14 protein-coding genes are annotated in these 19,322 nt (G+C 68.3%); 8 read left to right on the top strand and 6 right to left on the bottom strand.

From position 1 onward, the window contains the following. Window positions 1–2 precede the first annotated feature (2 nt). The 3 genes from QSJ34_RS13580 to QSJ34_RS13590 are packed head-to-tail and all read left to right on the top strand — an operon-like array spanning window position 3 to window position 4,337. A complete protein-coding gene (locus QSJ34_RS13580) occupies window positions 3–2,516 on the top strand; it encodes a PIG-L family deacetylase (protein ID WP_285576132.1) in 2,514 nt (837 codons plus the stop codon). Then, on the top strand, window positions 2,509–2,634 hold the full coding sequence (locus QSJ34_RS13585; RefSeq protein ID WP_285576134.1) for a hypothetical protein: 126 nt from the start codon (window positions 2,509–2,511) through the stop codon (window positions 2,632–2,634). The genes QSJ34_RS13580 and QSJ34_RS13585 overlap by 8 nt, the downstream gene beginning before the upstream one ends. Continuing rightward, the gene (locus QSJ34_RS13590; protein WP_285576136.1) at window positions 2,631–4,337 is read left to right on the top strand and encodes a sodium:solute symporter family protein; all 1,707 of its coding nucleotides are present in this window, start codon (window positions 2,631–2,633) and stop codon (window positions 4,335–4,337) included. The genes QSJ34_RS13585 and QSJ34_RS13590 overlap by 4 nt, the downstream gene beginning before the upstream one ends. 241 nt (window positions 4,338–4,578) lie before the next feature. Here QSJ34_RS13590 and QSJ34_RS13595 read toward each other — a convergent pair whose 3' ends face one another. Continuing rightward, window positions 4,579–5,847, bottom strand: a complete 1,269-nt coding sequence (locus QSJ34_RS13595; RefSeq protein ID WP_285576138.1) for a hypothetical protein — start codon at window positions 5,845–5,847, stop codon at window positions 4,579–4,581. Window positions 5,848–5,927: 80 nt separating this feature from the next. Beyond that, a complete protein-coding gene (locus QSJ34_RS13600; RefSeq protein WP_285576140.1) occupies window positions 5,928–10,829 on the bottom strand; it encodes an excinuclease ABC subunit UvrA in 4,902 nt (1,633 codons plus the stop codon). A 145-nt stretch (window positions 10,830–10,974) separates the two neighbouring features. Here QSJ34_RS13600 and QSJ34_RS13605 point away from each other — a divergent pair, with 145 nt between their 5' ends. The 4 genes from QSJ34_RS13605 (at window position 10,975) to QSJ34_RS13620 (ending at window position 14,293) form a co-directional block, all read left to right on the top strand. After that, window positions 10,975–11,544, top strand: a complete 570-nt coding sequence (locus QSJ34_RS13605; RefSeq protein ID WP_285576142.1) for an RNA polymerase sigma factor — start codon at window positions 10,975–10,977, stop codon at window positions 11,542–11,544. A 1-nt stretch (window position 11,545) separates the two neighbouring features. Next, entirely contained in the window at window positions 11,546–12,268 is a 723-nt protein-coding gene (locus QSJ34_RS13610; RefSeq protein WP_285576144.1) for an anti-sigma factor family protein, read from the top strand. A gap of 66 nt (window positions 12,269–12,334) precedes the next feature. Beyond that, window positions 12,335–12,940 carry a hypothetical protein gene (locus QSJ34_RS13615; protein WP_285576146.1) on the top strand — a complete coding sequence of 202 codons (606 nt, stop codon included), beginning with the start codon at window positions 12,335–12,337 and terminating at the stop codon, window positions 12,938–12,940. 402 nt (window positions 12,941–13,342) lie between these two features. After that, entirely contained in the window at window positions 13,343–14,293 is a 951-nt protein-coding gene (locus tag QSJ34_RS13620; RefSeq protein ID WP_420798860.1) for a serine O-acetyltransferase, read from the top strand. A 168-nt stretch (window positions 14,294–14,461) separates the two neighbouring features. On the opposite strand, the gene QSJ34_RS13625 is transcribed toward QSJ34_RS13620, so the two are convergent. Next, window positions 14,462–15,562, bottom strand: a complete 1,101-nt coding sequence (locus tag QSJ34_RS13625; protein ID WP_285576150.1) for a pyridoxal phosphate-dependent aminotransferase — start codon at window positions 15,560–15,562, stop codon at window positions 14,462–14,464. Between the two features lie 145 nt (window positions 15,563–15,707). Here QSJ34_RS13625 and QSJ34_RS13630 point away from each other — a divergent pair, with 145 nt between their 5' ends. Further along, complete coding sequence (locus QSJ34_RS13630; protein WP_285576152.1) at window positions 15,708–16,580, top strand: B12-binding domain-containing radical SAM protein; 873 nt, start codon at window positions 15,708–15,710, stop codon at window positions 16,578–16,580. A gap of 4 nt (window positions 16,581–16,584) precedes the next feature. Here the strand turns inward: QSJ34_RS13630 and QSJ34_RS13635 are convergent, their stop codons facing one another. The 3 genes from QSJ34_RS13635 to QSJ34_RS13645 all read right to left on the bottom strand — a co-directional run bounded on the left by QSJ34_RS13635 (window position 16,585) and on the right by QSJ34_RS13645 (window position 19,040). Continuing rightward, window positions 16,585–16,977 carry a nuclear transport factor 2 family protein gene (locus tag QSJ34_RS13635; protein ID WP_285576154.1) on the bottom strand — a complete coding sequence of 131 codons (393 nt, stop codon included), beginning with the start codon at window positions 16,975–16,977 and terminating at the stop codon, window positions 16,585–16,587. Window positions 16,978–17,122: 145 nt separating this feature from the next. Then, window positions 17,123–17,830 (bottom strand): C1 family peptidase, encoded by a 708-nt coding sequence (locus tag QSJ34_RS13640; RefSeq protein ID WP_285576156.1) that lies wholly within the window; start codon window positions 17,828–17,830, stop codon window positions 17,123–17,125. 220 nt (window positions 17,831–18,050) lie between these two features. Beyond that, window positions 18,051–19,040 carry a sigma 54-interacting transcriptional regulator gene (locus QSJ34_RS13645; protein ID WP_285576158.1) on the bottom strand — a complete coding sequence of 330 codons (990 nt, stop codon included), beginning with the start codon at window positions 19,038–19,040 and terminating at the stop codon, window positions 18,051–18,053. Window positions 19,041–19,322: the final 282 nt, after the last annotated feature.

A 19,322-nucleotide genomic window follows, 5' to 3' on the forward strand; every position in this document is an offset into this window, starting at 1 on the left:
CCATGCCGAACCTCCGCCGCATCGCCTCCCTCGCCCTGGCCGCCACGGCCCTGCCGTGTCTGCAGGCCCAAGTCCCCGTGAGAGATGCGGCGGAGCTGCAGAAGCAGCTCGACCGCCTCCAGACGGTGGGCAGCGTGCTCTACATCGCCGCCCATCCCGATGACGAGAACACCGCCGTGCTCGCCACCCTCTCCAAGGGGCGCAACCTGCGCACGGCCTACCTCTCCATGACCCGCGGCGGCGGCGGCCAGAACCTCATCGGCCCCGAGCTGGGCGACGGCCTCGCCGCCATCCGCACCCAGGAGCTGCTGGCCGCGCGACGCATCGATGGTGCCGAACAGTTCTTCACCTCCGCCGTGGATTTCGGATTCTCCAAGACCGCCGAGGAATCGTTGCGGATCTGGAATCACGACAAGGTGCTGGGCGACGTCGTGCGCACCATCCGCACCTTCCGGCCCGACGTGATCCTCACGCGCTTCCCGCCCGATGAGCGCGCGGGCCACGGCCACCACACGGCCTCCGCCATGCTCGCCATCGAAGCCTTCAAGGCCGCGGCCGATCCCACCCGCTATCCCGAACAGCTCAAGCAGGGCCTCCACCCCTGGCAGGCCACGCGGCTGCTGTGGAACCACTTCCGCTTCAGCGACGACGCGCCCAAGCCAGCCCCCGGCAGCCTCACGCTGGACGTGGGCCAGTACGACCCGCTGCTTGGCCGCTCCTATGGCGAACTCGCCGCCGAGAGCCGCAGCCAGCACCGCAGCCAGGGCTTCGGCGTGCTCGCCCAGCGCGGATCCCGCGAGGAGGACTTCGAGCTGCTGGCGGGCAGCCCCGCCAAGGCCGACCTCTTCGAGGGCATCGACACCACCTGGTCCCGCTTCCCGGGCACCCAGCAGGTGGCCACGCTGCTGCGCGAGGCGCGCCGTAGCTTCCGCGCCGAGCAGCCCGCCGCCAGCCTGCCCGCCCTTGGGCGGGCGCTGAGCGCCCTCCGCGCCCTGCCCCTGGCCTCCGAACCACTCGTGCAGCTCAAGGTCACCGAACTCGAGGACCTGATGCGTTCCGCCGCGGGCCTGTGGGTGGAGGCCATCGCCGACCGGCAGCGCGTGGCGCCCGAAGATGCGCTGACCATCCACACCGCCGTGCTGGCGCGCGGAGGCGCCCCCCTCAGGCTGGAATCCCTCAGCCTCGAAGCCGTCACACCCCAAGGCGTCCGCACCCTCGACACGCACCCGCAAGGCCAACCTCTCACGGACAACGATCCGAAGAAGGAAACCTTCAACCTGAAAATCCCCGCGGAGACGCCCCTGACCCAGCCGCACTGGCTGGGCGGGCCCGGCGCCGAGGCCTGGTCGGGCCTGCCCGAATCCCCCGCGCCCTTCCGCCTCCGCGCCCGCCTCACCCTGCCCGAAGGCCCCTTCGAGGTGGTGGTGCCCGTGCGCTACCGATTCCGGGACCCGGTCCGCGGCGAACGTTACCAGCCCCTGGCCGTGGTGCCCCCCGTGTTCGTCCAGATCGCGGAAGGCGTTCAGATCTTCGAAACCCCTGGCGCAAGAACCCTGCACCTGAAGGTGGTCGCCGGGGCTTCGTCCGCCTCGGGACGCCTGCGCCTGCGGGTGCCCGCCGCCTGGAAGGTCGAGCCCGCTGAATGCGCCTTTACGCTCAACCATGCGGGCGAAGAACGGGAATGCACCTTCCAGATCACCCCGCCTTCCGCGGCCGCCACGGGAGAGCTGCACGCCGACGTGGATACGGGCGCCGGATTCCAGCCCGCCCGCGCCCTCCTGAAGGTGGACCACCCGCACATCCCCCTGCAGACCCTGCTGCCCGAAGCGAAGGCCCGCCTGGAACGCTTCGATCTGCGGCACAACGGGCACCGCATCGGCTACGTCATGGGCGCCGGCGACGAGATCCCCCAGGCCCTGCGCCGCATCGGCTACCAGGTGGAACTGATCACCGACGAGGCCCTGGCCCAGGAGGACCTGGCGCGCTTCGACGCCATCGTGCTGGGGATCCGCGCCTACAACACCCGACCCGCCCTGCAGACGCTCAAGGACCGCCTCCACGCCTACGTGGCCGCGGGCGGCACCGAGGTGGTGCTCTACACCGTGAACACGGGCTTTCCCGGCATCAACGCCGCCATGGTGACCGACACCATCGGGCCTTATCCCTTCAAGGTGGGCCGGAAGCGCGTTACCGATGAGACAGCCACTGTCCATGTGCTTCAGCCTGATCATCCGGTCTTCCACTGGCCCAACGAACTCACGTCCCGGGATTTCGACGGCTGGATCCAGGAGCGTAGCCTCTACCACGCCGAAGGCTGGGACAGCCACTACACGCCCCTGCTTGGCATGGCCGATCCCGGCGAGGCCGAGGATCGCGGCGCCCTCATCGTCGCCAAACACGGCAAGGGCCAGTACGTCTACACCGGCATCTCCTTCTTCCGTCAGTTGCCCGATGGCGTGCCCGGCGCCACGCGCCTCTTCGCGAACCTGCTGGCCCTGGGACACGCCCATGACTGACGAAAAGGAAGGCATCCCGCCGATGCTGGGTTCATGGAAGAAGCTCTATGCCCTCGTGCTGGGCGAGCTGCTGCTCTGCATCCTGCTGTTCAAGGCCTTCTCCTGGGCCTTCTCGTGAGCCGCCTCGACTGGTTCGTCCTCTGCGGCGCCCTCCTCTTCGTCGTGCTCTGGGGCCTCTACAAGGGGCGCGGTGCCCAGACCGGCGACAGCTACATCGGCGGTGGCCGCGACCACCGCTGGTGGCTCATCGGCCTGTCCATCATGGCCACCCAGGCCAGCGCCATCACCTTCCTCTCCACGCCCGGCCTGGCCTACGTGGACGGCATGCGCTTCGTGCAGTTCTACTTCGGCATGCCGCTCGCCGCGGTGGTGCTGTCCGTCACCATCATCCCCCTCTACCACCGGCTGAAGGTCTCGACGGCCTACGAGATCCTCGAGGCCCGCTTCGATTTGAAGACGCGCCTGCTCGCGGCCATCCTCTTCCTCTTCCAGCGGGGACTCGCGGTGGGCCTCACCATCTTCGCCCCGGCCCTCGTGCTGTCGGTGCTGCTGGGCTGGAGCCTGCACGCCAACATCCTCCTGGTGGGCACCCTCGTCATGGTCTACACCGTGACCGGCGGCACCAAGGCCGTGGCCTGGGCCCACACGTCCCAGATGGTGATCATCGCCTGCGGCATGCTGCTGGCGGGCTTCATGACCGCCCACCGCCTGCCCGCCCACGTGACCTTCGGCGACGCGCTGCACGTGGCCGGGGGCCTGGGACGGCTCAACGTCATCGATACGCACTTCGACCCCAACAACCGCTACAACCTGTGGTCGGGGCTCATCGGCGGCTTCTTCCTCATGCTGTCCTACTTCGGCACGGACCAGTCCCAGGTGCAACGCTACCTGGCGGGCAGCTCGGTCACCCAAAGCCGCCTGGGCCTGCTGCTGAACAGCATGATCAAGGTGCCCATGCAGTTCCTCATCCTGCTGCTGGGCGCCCTCGTCTTCGTGTTCTACCAGTTCCACACGCCGCCCCTCTTCTTCAACCCGGGCCCCGTGAAGCAGGTGATGGCGGGCCCTGACGCCGCCGCCTACCGGGCCCTCGAAGCCGATTTCGCCAAGGCCCGTGCAGACCAAAGCCTCAAGGCCGAAGCCTACGTCCAGGCTCGCCACGGCGGCGATGCGGCCCTCACGGCCGCCACCAAGCTGCAGCTCCAACAGGCCCAGGCCGACAGCGAAACGGTGCGCCGGAAGGGTGTGGCCCTCATCGAAAAGGCCAACCCCGGCACCAACCCCAGCGACACGAACTACATCTTCCTCGCCTACGTGCTGAGCAGCCTACCCGTGGGCCTGGTCGGCCTCGTCATCGCCGCCGTCTTCTCGGGCTCCATGTCATCGATGTCCGGCGAGATCAGCGCCCTGGGCGCCACCACCGTGGTGGACCTGTGGCGACGCCTCATCGGCGGCAGCCAGGGCCAGCGGGAAGTCTGGGTGGGCCGCATCGCCACCTTCGCCTGGGGCTGCTTCGCCATGGCCTTCGCCGAGTACGCAGCCCGCCTGGGCTCGCTGATCGAGGCCGTGAACATCCTCGGCTCGCTCTTCTACGGCACCATCCTCGGCATCTTCATCACGGCCTTCTACGTCAAGCGCGTCCAGGGCGGCGCCGCCTTCTGGGCCGCGATCGTGGCCGAAGCCGGGGTACTCGCCTGCTTCAAGTTCACGAGCATCTCCTTCCTCTGGTACAACCTCATCGGTTGCGTGGCCGTCGTGGCCCTGGCCTGGATCTTCAGCCTGACCCAACCCGCCAGCGCGACCTTGGCGCCTACGGAATCCTGACAACAAGGAAAAGGCTGAAACCGCGAATGACACGAATGGGCGCGAATAGAGAAGAAGCCGGGCTGTCAGCGACGACGCCAACAAGGGGCTGTCCTTCATTCGCGTCATTCGCGGTTTCAATCTTTTTGGATGATTGGCCTCAGTGCGGATTCGCGGCCATGGCGCGGGGATCCGAGGCAGCGTTCAGGAGGTGGGTGGCCACGTAGGGCGGGACGAACTCCAGCACCTCGGGGGTTGAAAGCTAGCGTCCCACCTGGGCCGGCAGGCCCGTGCCCAGGAAGGGTACCGGCCTTTGGCCCCCATCCAAGAAAAAAGCCGGGACTTGTCTTGCGGCCCGTTCGGCCTCGGCCTTCGAGGCGTACTCGCCGAGGAAGAGCTGATGCGAGGTTCTGCCGCTTCGCATCCGGATTGGCGCAATGAACAAATCCGGACTCTTCCCAGGGAAGGCTTCCACGGCGCGTTTCAGCGTGGCGGGGAAGTCAGCGATCTCCAGGCGGATGGTCCAGTGACCCGGGGCCATGGCCTGGATGCGCTTTCGGCCGAGGGCCACGGCGCGGGGCAGATCGACTTGGCGCAGGGCCTCCAGCCGATCGGCCTGCTCGTCTTCAGGGTGCCTGACCGCGGCTGGTGAAGTGATGGGCGCAGCGGGTGCCGCTTGGACCGCCGGCACCACGACCACCGGGGCCCGCGGCGCCGGGATGGGCATGGGTGCCGAGGCGGGCTCGGCATGAGGCTGGAGTTCCGCTGAGGGAAAGGGCACGACGGGTGGCAGCGGGATCGCGGTCCCCGCGAGCGAAGGGGGAGGCGGTGGCGGCGGCGCGAGTTCATCCTCGCCAAGGGGGGCTGGGATCGGCCGGTCCGCGGTCACCGCAGGCGGAGTCAGGGGGGCTGGCTGAAGGGATTGCCCGACCTGGGTAGCTCGCTCGACCGGGCGGGGCGCGGTATCCACGCCGCGCGCCGAAAACCCGCCGCCCCAGGTGAAGCCGAACAGGGCCGAGCCCTGGAACTCCTTCAGGTCCCTGCGCGTGAGGGTGAAGAGGTAGCGGCCTTCCAGGCCCCAGATGAGATGCAGCCCGGGCCGGTGGTAGAAGCCGAGGGAGGTGTGTGCCGCCAGGGCCCGGTCCGTGCCCAGAAGCAGGCTCGTGGCGTCGAGGTTGGGGATGCTCAGATCGCCGAGGCCCAGACCGAAGTAGGGCCAGAACCGGCTGGCGGAACCGCCGGAAAGGCCCATGAGCAGGGTCGCGGAAAACTCAGCATGGGTGAGGTCCCGGGTCGGATCAAAGTCGCTCTTGGGGTGGGCGATGAACCCCTCGAAACTGAGCCCGAAGCGCTGCTGATCGAACACCAGGCCTGCCTGGCCACCGAGGCTGGGCGCGTTCCGCACGTGTTCCTGGGGATCGAAGGACACCGTCCCCGCGCGGATCCCCATCCACTGGAAACCCTGCTCGCTGCCTTGGGCCGACAAGCTTGACGTTAGGGCCGTCCACAGGGCCATCTGCATGAGTCTCACGCCGTCCTCCATGACTGGGTGGGTGCCCCGGCCCGGCACGAGGCCGTCCGTTATGCCGCGCCATCGGGCCTTTTCAGGGCTCAACGATTCGCCAGAGCCTGTCCAGTATGGGAGGCAACGCATGTCTCCACAAGGTTCGGGGGGCCTTCCACCACGAGGGCACCACCACCCTCGCCGCCCTCGGGCCCCAGGTCGATGACCCAGTCGCTGGCCCGGATGACCTCTAGATCGTGCTCCACCACCACCACGAGATGGCCCCGGCCGGCGAGGACCCGCAGCGCACCCAGGAGGCGGTCCACGTCCTCGAAGCCCAGGCCGCGGGTGGGTTCATCCAGCAGGATGGCGGCGCGCCCTTGCACGCCTCCGGCAAGCAGGCCCGCCAACCTCAGGCGCTGCCGCTCCCCTTCGGACAGCGCCGAGCCTTCCTGCCCGAGTGTCAGGTACCCCAGGCCCACCTCGCAGAGGGCCTCCAGCGGCGCTACCAGCGCCCTGTCTGAAGCGAAGGCCCGGGCGGATTCCGCCACGGTGGCCTCCAGCGCCTCGGCGATGCTCCGGCCCTCCAGCAGGCATTCCAGCACCTCGGGACGGAAGCGCCGTCCCTGACAGACCTCGCACCCGACGGTGACATCGGGCAGCAGATCCATGGCCACCCGCAGCACGCCCCGCCCTTCGCAGGCCTCGCAACGGCCCCCGGGCGCGGCGGTCGAGAAATGCTTCGCGGAAAGCTTCAGTGCCTTGGCCCGCGGCGTGGCCGCGAAGCGCTTGCGCAGGGCCTCGCCGAGACCCGCCAGCGTGAGCACCGTGCTGCCTCCCGAAAAGCCCATGGCGTCTTGATCCGCCGCGATCACCGCATCGAAGGCCACGGGCAGGTCCAACCCTTCGCAGCCCACGGGCCCGCGTCCCTGGAGATGGTGACGCAGGGAAGGCGCCAGCACCTCCAGGACCAGGCTCGATTTCCCGCTGCCCGATACACCCGTGACGGCCACCAGCACCCCGATGGGGAAGGCGACGTCCATCCCCCGCAGGTTGTGGAGGCGGGCGCCCCGCACCCGGAGGCGCGGCCAATCCGAAGGCCCGGCGGGCTTCTCGGCGCGCTGTCCGGAACGCCGGAGCTGGGCCCCCGTGCGCGAATCGGCCCGCGCCCTGAGCGCGTCCGGCGGGCCCGCCGCCACGAGCCTTCCACCTTCGGGCCCGGCCCCGGGGCCCAGCTCGATCACCTGATCCGCCGAGGCGATGAGAGAGGCCTCGTGTTCCACCAGCACCACCGCATTGCCCGCATCCGCCAGGCCACGCAGCACGCCCCCCAGGCGGCGGATGTCGCGCGCATGAAGGCCCTGGCTGGGCTCGTCCAGCACGTAGGTCACCCCCACGAGGCCGCCGCCCAGGGCCGCCGCAAGCCGCACCCGCTGGGCCTCCCCACCGGAGAGACTGGCCATCTCGCGCCGCAGCGACAGGTAGCCGAGGCCGGCCTCCACCAGGGCCTGGAGCCGCTTGACGAGGTCGCCTCGCAACCCTTCCGTGAGCGCCCGAAGCCGATCCGACAGTCCCTGTCCAACCAGGCTTTCGACCCACGCGAGGACCTGATGCAGCGGCATTTCAGCCAGTTCGGGATAACGGAGGCCGCCGAACCGCACGGCGCGGGAAACGGCCTTCAGTCGCTCTCCTCCACAGTCCCCGCAGGGTTGATCCGAAAGGAGCGCCGCCAGCTCCTCGCCCTTGGGGTCCGCGTGGATCCGCTCGTATTCGCGGTCCACCAGGTTCGCGAAGCCCTCCCAGGTCGTCTTCAGCTGATGCACGCCTTCGGACCGGCCGCGCTTGTAGTGCCAGCTCACCTCATGCACGGTGTCGCCCGTGCCGAACATGGCCAGCCGCTTCGCCTCTGGCGGCAGGTCGTTCCAGGGTGCGTCGGCGCTCATCCCCGCCGTGGCCGCGGCCTGCTTCCAGGTGGCCAGGAACTGGCCGTCCGCCTCGCCCAGGTAGGCGCCGAAGCGGGTGCCATCCATGGCCCCGGCCTGCAGCGCCCGGCTCGGATGGCTCACGAGCCGTTCGGGATCGCAGCGCTGGAGGAAACCCAGGCCGCGACAGGTGGGGCAGGCGCCCCGCTCCGAGTGGGGTGAGAAATCCGACGCCCACAGGGCGGGCAAGGAATGTCCGCAGACGCAACGCTCGCCTTGGGTCAGCGCCCCGCAGGCGGGACAGGGCCGCTCGCCCGCCCGCGCGAAGAGCAGGCGCAGCAGCTCGTCCAGCTCGGTAACCGTGCCCACGGTGGAGCGCGGATTCCGGCGCCCCGCGCGCTGGGGCACGGCGATGCTGGCCTGCAGGCCCCGCGCGGCATCCAGTTCGGCGCCGCCCTTCCTGGGGAGGAGGCGCCGCGCCCAGGGGGACACGAGATCCGCGAAACGGTTCTGGGCCTCGGCCAGCAGCGTGTCGAAGACCAGCGAGGACTTGCCGCTGCCCGAAGGCCCCGTCACCACCGTCAGGCCCGTGGCGGGGATGGAAAGGTCGAGGTGTTGCAGGTTGTGGGTGCGCACGCCCTGCAGCTCGATGGGCGGATTCTCGGCACGGACGAAATCGGCGGAGGGAAGCGCCGGGGTTTCGCGCAGGGCCGCCCCGGTAAGGGATTCGGCGCAGGCCGCGATGGCGTCCGGGGTCCCACAGGCCACCAACCGTCCGCCTTCGGGGCCGCTGCCGGGGCCGAGGTCCAGCACCTGGTCCGCGTGGCGCACCACGTCGAGATCGTGATCCGCTACCAGCAGCGTGTGGCCCGCCTCCAGCAGGCGGTCCCAGGCCTTCAGCAGCACGGCCACATCCGCGGCATGCAGGCCCGTGGTGGGCTCGTCCAGCGCGATGAGGGCCGGGCCGCGGCCGGCCTTGGCCAGTTCCGTCGCCAGCTTGATGCGCTGGGCCTCGCCGCCCGACAGGGTCGTGGCGGGCTGGCCGAGAGGCAGGTAGCCCAGGCCCACGTCCAGCAGGGCCTTCAGGATGCGGCGAAGTTTCGGATGGTCCGCAAACAGCTCCGCCGCCTCGCCGAGGCTACCCTCCAGCAGGTCGGCGATGCTGCGGTCCCGCACCTTCACCTCCAGCACCTCGGGGTGGAAGCGCCGGCCGCCGCAGGCCTCGCAGACCAGATCCACGCTGCCCAGGTACCGCATGCCCACTTCCTGCACGCCGGCGCCCTCGCAGGCCTCGCAGCGCCCGCCCGCGGTGTTGAAGGAGAAGTGCCCCTTGCCGAAGCCGCGCCGCTTGGCCTCGGGCGAGGCCGCGAAGAGATCGCGGATGAGATCGAAGGCGCCCGTGTACGTCGCCGCGTTGGAGCGGGGCGTGCGCCCGATGGGGTCGGCGTCCACGGTGACCACGCGCTGGAAGGGTGCATCCTGCTCCCGAACGCGCGACACCACCTCGTCCAGCAGCGAGGTCTTGCCGGCGCCAGACAAGCCGCACACCACGTTCAGGCCTCTTAGCTGGAGTTCCACGCTGAGGTTCTGCAGGTTGTTCCGCCGCAGATTGTCCAGCTTCAGGGTGTCCGAGGCGACGCTGGGTTTCCGCGGAACCGGATGTGCGTCGTCTGCCAGCCAGCGCTGGGTGGGCGTGGGCGCATCTCCCGCCTGTTGGGCCAGGAAGGTCGCCGGGGGGCCGCTCCACAGCAGGTGGCCGCCCTCACGGCCCGGTCCCGGTCCCAGGTCGATGAGCCAGTCGGCGGCGCGGACGATGCGCGCGTCGTGTTCCACCACCACCACGGTCTGGCCCTGGTCCCGCAGGCGCTTCAGCACCCGGATCAGGCGGCCCACCTCGTGGGGATGCAGACCCGCCGAGGGCTCGTCCAGCACCACCACGAGCCCCCGCAGGTCACCGAGGGCGAGGCCCAGCAGACGCAGGCGTTGCGCCTCGCCGCGGGAGAGGCTCGGGGCGGCCCGGTCTAGGTTGAGGTAACCCAGGCCCAGCTCGATCATCAGCTCGCAGCGGGCCAGCAGATCCTGGCGGATGGGTTCGAGGATGGCGGCTTCGCGAGGCTCAGGCCTGAGCGAGGCCAGCCATTCGCGCAGCTGCCCGGCGGTGAGGGCCGCCAGGTCGGCGATGCGCCGATCGCGCCAGGTGACGGCGCGAGCCTCGGGGCGCAGGCGCGTGCCCTGGCAATCCCCACAGGTGGAGCTGCGCACGAAGCGAAGGATCGAATCGTTCCGCTTGCCGCGCAGGATCTCTTCCATCACCGGCACGAGGCCCCGGTAGAAGCCGTCGGGACGGGGCCGCGCCGTGATGCCCGTCCACTTCAGGCGCGATTCGAGGGGATGCTTGCCGTAGGGTACCTTTAGACGTTCCGAGCCGTAGAGCACCACGTGGCGGACCTCGTCCGTCAACTCCCGCCAGGGGATGTCCACGGAGCCGCCGTGGGCACGCAGCACCTCGTCGAGCACCTGCAGGGTCACCTGCGAATACATGAGGTAGCCGTTGGGCGTGCTCACCCGCAGGGCGCCTTCGCGGAGCGATTTGCCCGCGTCCGCCACCAGCAGGTCCAGATCCAGGAGATCCTCCACACCCAGACCCTGGCAGCGCGGGCAGGCCCCCTCCTCGCCGTTGAAGGAGAAGAGCCCCCGCGACAGGCGGACACCTTCGGGTGCGGTGCCCAGCCGCGCGAAGAGCAGGCGCAGCAGGTCCCAGCCCTCGGTGAGGGTGCCCACGGTCGAACGCGGGTTGGACAGGCTGGCGCGCTGTCCCACGGCCACGGCCGGGCCCAGGCCCTCGATGCTGCGCAGGGCCGGGCGGGCCAGGCCGCCGACGAACTGGCGCGCGAAGGCGGGCAGGGTCTCCAGGAAGCGGCGCTGCCCCTCGCGAAACAGCGTGTCAAAGGCCAGAGAGGACTTGCCCGAACCGGAAACGCCGGTGATCACCGTGAGGCTGCGGCGGGGGATCCGCACGTCGAAGCCGCGGAGGTTGTGCGCCTCAGCCCCTTGAATGACGATGTCCAGATCTTTGCGTTCGGCCAAGGGCGCGCACCTTCCCATCTTGGATTCTAACGATGGAAGCCCTCCCAGACCTCCCGTCGGCCCGAAAGGGAAAAGAACACCGAACCTTTCGAATCCCCCCTGCGTTATTGATTAGAGGCATCCCTGCCCACCCCTGAAAGACCGAATGGATTTCCCCCACCTGCTGGCCCTGGTCCGACGCGGCGACGAGCTCGCCTGGGAGGCCTTCGTCCGGCAGTTCCAGTCCCGGGTCTTCGGCCTGGCCTACCACTACACGGCCCAGGCGGAGGACGCCCGCGACCTCACGCAGGACGTGTTCGTGCGCATCTACCAGAACCTCGCCCTGGTGCCCGACGCGGAAGGCTGCCTGCCCTGGATCATCCGCATCACCCGCAACGCCTGTATCGACCACCTGCGGCGCCGGAAGGCCCGGCCGCCCCTCTGGGACCTGCCCGCCGACGAGATGTTCGACCTCCGCTCCTCCGACCAGAACCCCGAAGAAGCCCATCTGGAGGCCGTCCGCAAGGGCATGGTGCACCGCGCCCTGCAGGAGCTGACGGACCTCAACCGGGAGATCATCCTGCTCAAGGAGATCCAGGGCCTGAGCCTTGAGGAGATCGCCGCCATCCTGGAGGTGCCCGTGGGCACCGTGAAATCCCGCTCCAACCGGGCCCGCCTCGAACTGGCCCAGAAGCTCAGCGCCGCGGGCCTTTGCAGCGCGGACGTGGGGGGTTGAGATGAATGATTTCCACGAAAATCCGAACCCGCACATCGCTCCGCCCCTGGGCCCTGAGGCCGCCCTGGACCTGACCCGGTCCATCCTCGCCCGCACCTCGGGGTCGCCCTGCCAGCGTCTGCAGGACCTGGCCTGCGCCTTCGTCGATGGCGAGCTGGAGGCCGACCAGAGCACGCTCGTGCGCGCCCACCTGGATCACTGCGACGCCTGCGCCGCCCTCGTGAAGACCCTGACCCAGACGCAGGCGGTGCTGCCGAACCTGGTCGAGCTCGATCCGGGTCCCTGGTTCACCCAGCGCGTGCTGCGGGCCACCGTGCACCTGCCGCCCCGCCCCGCCTTCGACCTGGGCCGCGCCTGGAAACAGCTCATGCACCGCCCCCGCATCGCCCTGGAAGCGGCCTACCTGGGCGCGGCGGCCAGCCTGATGGGCGTCTACCTGCCCTTGCCCCTGCCCCACCTCGCCGCCAAGGTACCGGCCCTGGTGCAGCCCCTCACGCAGCCCTTGGGAGCTTCCGCCCAGCGCATCGCGGGCCAGGTCGTCCAGGCGGAGCAGCGCACCACGGCCTCCCTCGAAGCCTTTCCGCTCAGGCCGCGGAATGCCCGGAGCCTCTGGCAGCGCCTGAGTGCTCGGTTCAAAACCAAGATCCAGTCCTTCCGGAAGGCCGAGCCCAGGGCCCCAAAAAACAGCGCCGAGGGAAAAAAGGCACCCCCGGCGAACCCCTGAGCCGCCCCTGCGTCTTTTCTTCTAGGCAGCCGAACACACACATCCCTTTCATTCCTGGAGCCAGCCATGTCCCCCCAGCCTGACCTCGAAGCCCACCTCGCCCCCCAGGTCGACCCACCGGCCAACCCTGGGCCGAAAGCCGCGCCCTACCTGCTTCCGCCCGCGGCCCGCCCGGAGTATTTCCGCGATTCCCGCTACAAATCGCCCATCCTCGCCGCCGTGCTTTCGGGCATGCCGGGCCTGGGCCAGGTCTTCCTGGGCTACACGCGCCTGGGCTTCATGCACGCCGGCACCGCGGCCGTGCTCGTCTGCCTGATGTCTTCGAACCGCCTGGGGATGCTCGAACCGGCCGTGGGCATCTTCCTGGCCTTCTTCTGGCTCTACAACATGGTGGACGCCTACCGCCGCGCCCTGCTGCTGAACGAAGCCATCAGCCGCATGGAGACACCCGAACTGCCCGATGGTTTCGGCGCCGTGTCCTTCGGCGGCCGCTTGGCCGTCGGCATCGGCCTCATCTTCGTGGGCCTGCTCACGCTGCTGAACCTGCGCTTCAACATCTCGCTGGCCTGGCTGGACCAGTGGTGGCCCGCGGGCCTGGTGCTGCTGGGCCTCTACCTCGTGGTCCGCGCCGTCAGGGACCGCCAGGCCAAAGCGGAACCCGGCCAGGAGTAGGGGCGGCTTCGCGCAGAACAACGCGACCAGCGTGCGAACGGCGGCTTCGGCCGCCGTTCCCGCGTTTGAGCGAGGTCGAACCAAAAGCCGGGCTGGGCAGCCAGGTTGATCTCGACTCAAAGCCTCTGTTAGGCTGGCCGCTTTCCGGGAGGACCATGCGCTGTCTGTCTTGCTGTTGATGCTCTGGAGCCATGAGGCTCCATGGATGAATCCGGCAGCATACGGGGCGATCATGGGCAGGGAAGACCAGCGAAGATTCGGATCCGGGCGCGCCGCCCTCGGCGGAGCCCTAAAAACCTCAGTTCCGCCTGTTGAACCCGCGTCCACACCTTGAAACGTTCACACTCATCCGATGCTCAGCCCACGGAGATGACCATGTCCCAGGCACCCCCCCCGCAGCCCATGAGGCCGAACGGCGGACCTTCCAACGGGTTCACCGCCCTGGTGGCGGCCATCGTGGCCAGCGATCTGGCGGAACCGCGCACGCGCCACATCGACGCGGGCTCGCTGCCCAACCGGGAGGTGGTCATCGAGCTCGTGAAGAAGCTCCGCGAGCTGCTGTTCCCGGGCTATTTCGGCAAGCAGAACCTGAGCACCCAGACGCTCGAATACTACGTGGGCGAGCTGCTCGGCGAGATCCGCGGCCTGCTCTTCGAACAGGTGCGCAACGTCATCCGCCACCAGGCCATGCGTCACGGACGCCCCTGCCCCGAAGTGGACCCGGCCGCCGAAGCGATCGTCCAGACCTTCCTGGAGACGATCCCCACCCTGCGGGCCATTCTCGCCACGGACGTGCAGGCCGCCTTCGACGGCGATCCCGCGGCGGGCGACACCGACGAGGTGATCTTCTCCTACCCGGGCATCTTCGCCATCACGGTCCACCGCATCGCCCATGAGCTGTTCAAGCTCAAGGTGCCGCTGATCCCCCGCATGATGAGCGAATACGCCCACGCCCGCACGGGCGTCGACATCCACCCGGGCGCCACCATCGGCGAATTCTTCTTCATCGACCACGGCACCGGCGTCGTCATCGGCGAGACGACGACCATCGGCCGCTACGTGAAGGTCTACCAGGGCGTCACCCTGGGCGCCATGTCCACCCGGGGCGGCCAGTCGCTCAAGGGTGTGAAACGGCATCCGACCCTGAAGGATGGTGTGACGGTCTACTCCGGCGCCTCCATCCTCGGCGGCGATACGGTGATCGGCGAGGAGGCCATCATCAGCAGCAATGTGTTCGTCACCCAGTCCGTGCCGCCCCAGACCCGCGTGAACGTCAAGAATCCCGAGCTGCAGTACCGCAACCGCCAGCCCCAGGAGTTCAAGCAGGAGCTGCCGGACGACTGGATGATCTGACATGAACGAAGGGGGACCGCCCGGACGCCTCGCGCCCTCTCCATCTTTCGCAGGCTCCATTGGAGCCTACTCCCACGCCCTCCCGGGCGCGGAGCTGGAGCCTCCGTCCCCCCTCGTGCACCCCCACGTGGAGGCCGGGTCGAACCCCGCCTCCACGTCTGATCAAAGCTACCGCGTGCTGAAGGCCAGGAGCCGCTGGGCGGCTTCTTCGAGCAGGGGCTCCGTCTTGCAGAAGGCGAAGCGCACCATCCTCGACGCCGCCGGATCCGACAGGAAGCTCGACAGCGGCACTGTGGCCACCCCTGCCTCCTTCACGAGGCGGGTGGCGAAGGCCACGTCATCCTCGTGGCCCAGCTCTGAATAATCCGCCAGCACGTAGTAGGCGCCCTGGGGCGGCTGCAGCCTGAAGCCCGCGCGGACGAGGGCGCCGCAGAGCAGATCGCGGCGCCGACGGTAGGCCTCGGCCATGTCCGCGTAATACTGGCGCGGCAGCTCATCCATGGCCGTGGCGACGGCCTCCTGCAGGGGCGCGGGCGCGCCCACCGTGAGGAAGTCGTGCACCTTGCGGATGGCGGCCGTCAGCGGCGGCGGCGCGAGGATGGTGCCGATGCGCCAGCCCGTGATGGCGTAGGTTTTCGAGGCGCCGGAAATGGTGATGGTGCGCTCGCGCATGCCCGGCAGCGTCGCGATGGGGATGTGGCTTCCCTCGTAGACGATGTGCTCGTAGATCTCGTCGGTGATGGCCAGCACGTCGTGCTTCTGGCAGAGCGCGGCGATGCCCGCCAGCTCCTCGGCGTCGAAGACCTTGCCCGTGGGGTTGTTGGGCGTGTTCAGGATGATGGCGCGGGTGTTCGGCCCGAAGGCGCGGGCCAGGCGGTCGAGATCCAGGGGCTCGCCGATGGGCAGGGGCACGGTGATGGGGCGGGCCCCGCAGAGCACGGCGTCGGGGCCGTAGTTCTCGTACCAGGGCTCGAAGACCACCACCTCGTCACCGGGATCCACCAGGGCCAGCAGCACGGCGGCCATGGCTTCGGTGGCCCCGCAGGTCACGGTGATCTCGGTGTCGGGGTCGACGGACATGCCGTAGCAGGCCTGCATCTTGCGCGACAGGGCTTCCCGCAGGCGCTTGGAGCCCCAGGTGATGGCGTACTGGTTCACGTCGGCCCGGATGGCGGCGATGGCCGCCTCCTTGATCAGGTCCGGGGCAGGGAAGTTGGGGAAGCCCTGGGCCAGATTGAGGGCGCCGTGCTCGTTGGCGAGCCGCGTCATCCCGCGGATAACGGATTCGGTGAATCCATGAGTGCGTTGAGCGGTACGTTGGGCGGTAGGCATGCCTCGATTGTGGCGGCCCGGCCCTGCCACGCGCCAGGGGGCTTCTCCCGTTCCCGGGCGCGGAATGCGGGAGAATGAGAGCGTGCGCTACGACGAACCCCTCTTCCGACCGCCCAGCGAGGCCGACTCCTTCATCCTCCAGGCCACCCTGGGCTGCTCCTGGAATGCCTGCACCTACTGCGCGATGTACCGCGGCAAGCGGTACCAGGAGCGGCCTCTGGACGCCGTGCTGGCCGACATCGCAGAGGCTCGCGAACGCTTTGCGGAGGATGTGCGCCACGTCTTCGTGGCCGACGGTGATCCGCTGGGCATGGGCCTGGACCGCTGGGAGCCCATCCTCGGGGCCCTGGCCGAAGCCTTTCCCCGCCTGCGGCGCGTGAGCACGTACGCGACCGCGCGCAACCTGCTGGAGAAGACGCCGGAAGAACTCAAGCGCCTGCGGGAGCTGGGGCTCTCCCTGCTCTACATCGGCCCTGAATCCGGCGATGACGCCACCCTCAAGCGCATCGCCAAGGGCGCCGACGCCGCCGAGCACATCGAGGCCGCCCGCAAGGCGCGGGAGGCCGGCATGGAGCAGTCCCTCATCTTCCTGCTGGGCGTGGGTGGGCGGACGCGCAGCGAGATCCACGCCCGGGCCTCGGGCCGCCTGGCCACGGCTATGGATCCGCGCTTCCTCTCGACGCTCACGCTGACGGTCATCCCGGACACGCCCATCTCCCGGCTGGAGGATCAGGGCCGCTTCGAGCTTCCCGACGTCCACGAGCTGCTCATGGAACTGCGCTGGTTCGTGGAGGAGGCCCGCCCCAGCGGCGCCATCTTCCGCGCCAACCACGCCTCCAACTACCTGCCCATCGGCGGGCGGCTGCCGCGGGACCGGGATTCCATCCTCGCCGCCATCGATGCGGCCCTCGCGGGCCAGGTGCCCCTTCGGCCCGAGTGGGCGCGGGGGCTCTAATTCGTCACTGGATGAACCAGACGTGGATGATCTTGCCCCCTGCGATCTCGTAGATCGCCGTGATCGTGACGGGCGCGGGCCCCATGCCTTCGGCCAGGTCCTGATCGATGACGAAGGCCCCTTGGCAGATGCGATTCAGGACCTTCACCTTGAGTTCCGGGAACCGCGCGAACAGATCCCCATAGCCCTTGCGCAGGGCGGCCAGACCTTTTTCGGGGCCCACCTTCCCGTCCATGGTGCGGAATTCGATGCCCTCGCCGTAGCAGGCCACGAAGGCGTTCAGGTTGTGGGCGTTGTAGGCGTCCACCTGCTTCTGGACCAGGGTTTCCGGAGGCGCGTCAGCGGCGGGCGCAGCGAAGAGGACGCATGCCATGGCCAGGGCGAGCGGATGAATCACGTGTGCTCCCGCAAAAAGGCTGACCCGTCATTGGAACACGGTCGCAGGCGGGGATGCTTCCAGATCCACGAATTCGCACTTCACCTGATCAGGCGCATCAAGGGATGGAAAGAGGGCCCTGCTCAAGACGCAAGGCCCGGGTGATTCACAGCTGCACGGTGGAGGCTTCGCCATCCTCGTGAAGCAGCCGGTCCAGATCCTTCCAGGAGAAGGCGAAGCGGCCGTCCAGGCCCCAGTCGGAACCCCAGGAGTTGATGGCCCAGACCAGCTTCCGCTCCGCATCCACGCCCAGCAGCTCGAAGGCGTGGCCTCCACGAACGGCGCCCCCGAGCTTCACCAGCCCCTTGGCGTCGGGTTTGTCGAAGCCCTCGTACCAGTTCAGGCCCACCTCGACGGGGCCCAGGGTCGACAAGGTCTTGAGCACATCCTCCAGCCCGAAGCACCAGTGGTAGCCCTTCGTGAACCCGAGATCCTTGAGCGCCTTCATGGCCCCGAGCACGGTGGATCCCGTATCCTTCGGCGGCCAGGCGCCGACGATGGTGTCGTCGTGGCTGGCCTGGCTGTAGACCTTCCGGGCCAGGGCTTCTGAATAGCGAGCCCCGGGTTTTCGGTAGGGCTGGGTGCAGACGACACCTACCGCGCCGTTGCCGGTGCATGAACCCAGCTCGCCCTGGTTGAAAGCCTTCAGGGTCCGGGTCCAGATCCGGGTCTGGATGGTCGCCCCGGTGCGGAGCGGCACGCGGTAATCCCAGCTGCGGTCATCGAAATGGATGTGGCGCCCGAGGCGTCCACCCCGTTTCGAGGCGTGTTCCGGAATCAACGCGATACGGTGGGGGTGGGGCGCGTTCGCCATGGGGACCTCCTGGGCGGCTGGGTGGTGGCAGGCAGTGGCAACCCGCGCGCCAATCCCGGGCCAAGCCAGGAAGTGCCAAGCCTGGACCCGCGATGGATAAAACCAGCAAACCGTTCAAACGGTGGCTGATCGACCCGCCCCCAGTCTGGAATTCTGGCCAAATGCAACGTATGACGGCACTTCCCGGGCCCACCCACCCTGGGTCAAAGGGGACCCAAGCTCAGGCGGAAATCAGGCCATCTCGTGAGAAGGCCTTCGGCCGGGGAGCACGCCCCAGTCCGTGCTTTTTGAGCAACTTGCCAAGGCTCCGCCGTTCTTTGCCCGCAAGCCTGGCGGCCAGACTCACGTTCCCACCGGCCAGGTCCAGCAGCCGGGTGAGGTAGTTCCGCTCGAAGGCCTCGACGGCCCTGGCCTTGGCCCGATGGAAGGAGAGGTCGTCAGACGGCGCATCAACGGGGTCGGGAGCAGCGAGGCGCATGCCCTTCGGCGCCTCGACCCGCATCACCGGTCCTTCGGAAAGCAGGTACTCGCGGTAGAGGAGGTTTTCCAGTTCGCGGATGTTCCCCGGCCAGTGGTACTGGTTCATCCAGGCCAGCGAATCCGGGTGGAGGCTTTTCACCCCCAGGCCAAAGCGCTGGTGGCAGGCATCCAGGAACCAAGCCGACAAGGGCTCCAGATCGCCCCGACGTTCCCGGAGCGGAGCCAGCTCAAGGCAGAGGATCCGCAGTCGGTACAGGAGGTCGGAGCGAAAGGCGCCCCGCTCGGCCAGGAGCGGAAGGCTCGCGTTGCTGGCTGCCAGGATGCGGACATTCCCGTGTTCCACCTGGCGCGCGCCCAGGGGCCTGAATTCCTGATCCTGCAGGAAACGCAAAAGGGTGACCTGGCCCTTCGTAGACAGGGCATCCACCTCGTCCAGGAAGAGGGATCCGCCCTCGGCCAGCGTGACCAGGCCCGGCTGATTTTCCTTGGCATCGGTGAAGGCTCCCTTGCGGTGCCCGAACAACTCGCTTTCGATGAGGGAATCCGGGATGGCCCCGCAGTTGACGGGGATGAAGGGACCATTCTGCCGGGCGCTCTGGTAGTGGATGGCCCGCGCGGCCAGTTCCTTCCCCGTGCCCGTTTCACCCTCGATGAGAACCGGCGCATCGCAAGCCGACATGCGGCTCACGAGTCGCAAAATCTGTCGAAAGACTGGTGACTGACCGATCAATTGAGCCCCCCCCCAGAAGCCTCTTGAAATCCCGTGATTTCTTCAGGGTTCCAGGAGGCAATATAGACCCAATGCATTGATACGCAACCCATCTGTAATGCCTTATTTTTATCAACAAACATCAATGGATACTTATGTATTCGATGCATTGATCATTCATTTCGCCCAACTCATGCCTACCACCTCCCACAAGGGGTTCACGAGTGGGTCAAAACAAACCCATAGCGGGTTACTTTAGGTATCATCCCTTAAAACAAACCTTACAGACACTCATGGCCCTTT

It is taken from the genome of Geothrix limicola, from assembly GCF_030268085.1.
In the GTDB taxonomy this organism is placed as follows: domain Bacteria; phylum Acidobacteriota; class Holophagae; order Holophagales; family Holophagaceae; genus Geothrix; species Geothrix limicola.

Coding starts and splice junctions, on each gene's coding strand:
- QSJ34_RS13640 (WP_285576156.1), bottom strand. CDS start 17,830: ATGGCGAACGCGCCCCACCCCCACCGTATCGCGTTGATTCCGGAACAC.
- QSJ34_RS13625 (WP_285576150.1), bottom strand. CDS start 15,562: ATGACGCGGCTCGCCAACGAGCACGGCGCCCTCAATCTGGCCCAGGGC.
- QSJ34_RS13620 (WP_420798860.1), top strand. CDS start 13,343: ATGAGGCCGAACGGCGGACCTTCCAACGGGTTCACCGCCCTGGTGGCG.
- QSJ34_RS13605 (WP_285576142.1), top strand. CDS start 10,975: ATGGATTTCCCCCACCTGCTGGCCCTGGTCCGACGCGGCGACGAGCTC.
- QSJ34_RS13585 (WP_285576134.1), top strand. CDS start 2,509: ATGACTGACGAAAAGGAAGGCATCCCGCCGATGCTGGGTTCATGGAAG.
- QSJ34_RS13615 (WP_285576146.1), top strand. CDS start 12,335: ATGTCCCCCCAGCCTGACCTCGAAGCCCACCTCGCCCCCCAGGTCGAC.
- QSJ34_RS13610 (WP_285576144.1), top strand. CDS start 11,546: ATGAATGATTTCCACGAAAATCCGAACCCGCACATCGCTCCGCCCCTG.
- QSJ34_RS13580 (WP_285576132.1), top strand. CDS start 3: ATGCCGAACCTCCGCCGCATCGCCTCCCTCGCCCTGGCCGCCACGGCC.